We start from the raw sequence: 3,527 nt of genomic DNA, 5'->3' as shown, positions 1-3,527 counted from the left end.
CCCGGCTGGGAAAACAGCCGCGCCAGCTCGATGTCAATCTGGGCATTGGAGAAAACCCCGGGGGGCAAGCCCGGCCCCAGGCGCTCCAAGGCGCTCAGCCACGAGCGTTTGCCAAAGCAACTTTGCCAAGTGCCCTGCAGCAGCAACTGTGGCAGGTGCATGCCGCGCGAAAAAAATTCATGTAACGCTGGGCGCAACAGCAACGACGGGTCAAACGCTTCGGCATGCCGCTTGCGGTCTTCAATGAACAGGTGAAAGAGCTGCTGCGGGGTGATGCCGTTGGCCAAGCCCGCTGCAATAAAGCCGCCAGCAGACACCCCCACGTAATGCTGCAGGGCGGTGAATTCAATTCCATTTAAAGATTCTTGCAAGGCGCACAACGCACCGATTTCATAAATGGCACCGAGCGGCCCGCCACCAGCCAAGGCCAATGCAATTCGGGGCGGGCTTGGGTCGGCAGCTGTGGGTACAACACTCATGAACGGACTGTGGCAGTGGCATCAAGCCAGGGGTCAAGCCGGGTTGGCTGCAGCAGGCTCAGCGGCAGGCACAGTCTTGGCTGCTGTTTTACGCGCTGCGGGTTTGCGTGGTGCCTGCTTGGTTGGCCCCGGTGCAGTTTCTGGCGGAACATTTGTGGCTGCTTTCACGGCGGCCTTGGTGGTTGGCTTGGTGGCCGGTTTGAGGGTGGATTTTTTTGTCGCCTTGGCCACTGGTGCGGCTTTGGGTTGGGTGCCAGGCTTGGCGGCTGTTTTCAGGGCTGCGAGTTGTTGCACACTGGCATTGAGGGCGTCCATGCGCGCCATGAGGTCGTCAATGTCTTGCGCGCTGGGTACGCCCAGTTTGTTGAGTGCTTTGGCCACACGGTCTTCAAAAATACTCTCCAGCTTGTCCCATTGGCCCGAGGCTTTGCTGGTGAGGTCGGTGGCCATGCTGGTCATTTTTTGAGCTGCTTCGGTGATCTTTTCTTCGGCTGCAGATTGGGTTTTGCGCTGCAGTGTCACGCCTTCTTTGACCAGGGCTTCAAACGCTTTGGTGCCGCCTGCTTGGGCTTTCATGAAGGCACCCAACCCGGCCTGCCAAATTTGCTGGGCCGAGTCTTTGATGGTGCCCGACAGGTCGGCACTGGTTTGGCTTGCCGCTTTGGCCGATGCTTTGCTGGCGCTTTTAGTCGAGGGGGTAGATTTTTTCAGTTTGGTAACCATGTGGGGCTCCGGTGGGGTTGAACAAAGCACGCAAAAAATTCAAACCGAATCATGCGTCCATGGCCATGACTTTAGGGGGCATCTTGCGCCAGGTGTAGGTGTGGCGTTCTAATTTTGAGCGCGTGTGTTGGCGCGATACACGGGTTTATGCTGACAGAAAATGTGGCACTCTCAGGCAAAAATGCGCTCCAGATTGGAGGTGCAACATGCACTATTTTGTGACCGGAGCCACGGGGTTTATTGGCAAGCGTTTGGTGAAAAAGCTGCTGGAGCGCAAGGGCTCCGTGGTCTATTTTTTGATTCGGCAAGACAGTCAAAGCAAGGTCAAGGCGTTGCGCGAGTTTTGGGCGGCAAGTGCTGCGCGTGTGATTCCGGTTTACGGCGACTTGACTGCCAAAAAACTCGGCGTTGCAGCCGAAGTTGTCAAGCAGCTCAAGGGCAAGGTCGATCATTTTTACCATTTGGCCGCCATTTACGACCTAGGGGCAGACGCTGCCAGCCAGATGGAAGTCAATGTGGAGGGCACGCGGCACACGGTCGAATTTGCCCAAGTCATTGAGGCTGGTCACTTTCATCTGGTCAGTTCGATTGCGGCGGCGGGTTTGTACGAGGGGGTGTTTCGCGAAGACATGTTTGCCGAGGCCGAAAACTACGAGCACCCCTACTTTCACACCAAGCATGAAAGCGAAAAAATTGTGCGTCAAATGTGCCAACTGCCTTGGTCGGTGTACCGCCCGGCGATGGTTGTGGGCGACAGCCAGACCGGCGAGATGGACAAGATTGATGGGCCGTATTACTTTTTCAAGCTGATTCAGCGCATGCGCCAAATTTTGCCGCCCTGGCTGCCGTCGATTGGTTTGGAGGGCGGTCGGGTGAACATTGTGCCGGTGGATTTTGTGGTGGCGGCGCTCCATGTCATCAGTCACCAAAAAGACATCCGAGGGCGCTGCTTCCACCTGGTCGACCCGGTGGGCTACCGGGTGGGTGATGTGCTGGACATTTTCAGCAAAGCGGCGCACGCCCCCAAAATGAACTTGTTCATCAATGCGGCGTTGTTGGGCTTTATTCCGCGCAGTGTGACCAAAGGGCTGATGGCGCTGGCGCCCGTGCGTCGCGTGCGCAGTGCTGTGATGAAAGACCTGGGGCTGCCCGAGGATATGTTGACGTTTGTCAACTACCCCACGCGATTTGATTGCCGTGACACGCTGGCAGCCCTCAAAGGCAGTGGGGTGGCGTGCCCCAATTTGAAAGATTACGCGTGGCGCTTGTGGGACTACTGGGAGCGCCACCTTGATCCCGACCTGCACATTGACCGCAGCCTGCGCGGCACTGTGGGTGGCAAGGTGGTGCTGGTCACGGGTGGGAGTTCAGGCATTGGGTTGGCCACTGCGCATAAGTTTGCAGAGGCTGGAGCCATCACGCTGATTTGTGGCCGAGACCAAGACAAGCTCGATGCGGCTTGTGCCCAGGCGCAAGCCAAGGGCTACACCTTTGCGGCCTATGCGGTGGACATCTCAGACGAGGCTGCGTGTGCCGATTTTGTGCAAAAGGTGACGGCAGCGCATGGTGGGGTGGACTTCTTGATCAACAACGCGGGGCGCTCCATTCGCCGTGCCATTGAGTCCAGTTACGACCGTTTTCATGACTACGAGCGCACCATGCAGCTCAATTACTTTGGCAGCTTGCGCGTGACCATGGGCTTTTTGCCCGGCATGGTGGCCAAGCACAAAGGCCATGTGGTCAACATCAGCAGCATTGGCGTGTTGACCAACGCACCGCGCTTTAGCGCCTATGTGGCTAGCAAAGCCGCGCTGGATGCCTGGACGCGTTGTGCCAGCAGCGAGTTTGCCGACCAAGGCATCAGCTTCACCACCATCAACATGCCTCTGGTGCGCACCCCCATGATTGCCCCCACCGGCCTTTACAACAACGTGCCCACACTGGCTCCCGAAGAGGCCGCCGACATGGTTGCCCAAGCGTGCATCTTCAAACCAGTGCGCATTGCCACCCGGCTGGGCATTACTGGGCAAATTCTGCACGCCGTGCTGCCACGCGTGGCGCAGATCGCCATGAACACCAGTTTCAGGATGTTCCCGGACTCAACGGCGGCCAAAGGTGCCAAGGCTGGAGAAAAAACCGCCAAACAACACCTGTCGGCTGAGGCGGTGGCGTTACAGCAGATGTTGCGGGGGGTGCATTTTTAAACCCAGATAATCCATTAGAGATTTCGATGTTTCAAGCGAGTCCGAACTTGTGCAGACTTGGGTCAATTTCAGCTTGAGCCCAAAGGCCCTCAAACCACTTTCGTCGCCGTCGTGCCAAAGC

At 57.4% G+C, this 3,527-nt stretch carries 3 protein-coding genes; 1 reads left to right on the top strand and 2 read right to left on the bottom strand.

Annotated elements, in window-relative coordinates; all coding sequences use genetic code 11:
* Both PHT20_RS16420 and PHT20_RS16415 read right to left on the bottom strand, forming a co-directional pair.
* The coding region (locus PHT20_RS16420) for a patatin-like phospholipase family protein (RefSeq protein WP_301021376.1) at positions 1-479 on the bottom strand (479 nt) is incomplete at its 3' end.
* A 33-nt stretch (positions 480-512) separates the two neighbouring features.
* The gene (locus tag PHT20_RS16415) at positions 513-1,202 is read right to left on the bottom strand and encodes a phasin family protein (protein ID WP_301021375.1); all 690 of its coding nucleotides are present in this window, start codon (positions 1,200-1,202) and stop codon (positions 513-515) included.
* Positions 1,203-1,408: 206 nt separating this feature from the next.
* Between PHT20_RS16415 and PHT20_RS16410 the strand changes: the two genes are divergently transcribed.
* On the top strand, positions 1,409-3,406 hold the full coding sequence (locus tag PHT20_RS16410) for an SDR family oxidoreductase (protein WP_301021374.1): 1,998 nt from the start codon (positions 1,409-1,411) through the stop codon (positions 3,404-3,406).
* The last annotated feature ends 121 nt before the right edge of the window (positions 3,407-3,527 follow it).

Source organism: Rhodoferax sp., assembly GCF_028715765.1.
Lineage (GTDB): Bacteria > Pseudomonadota > Gammaproteobacteria > Burkholderiales > Burkholderiaceae_C > Rhodoferax.
This window is presented reverse-complemented; position numbering and strand designations above follow the sequence as displayed.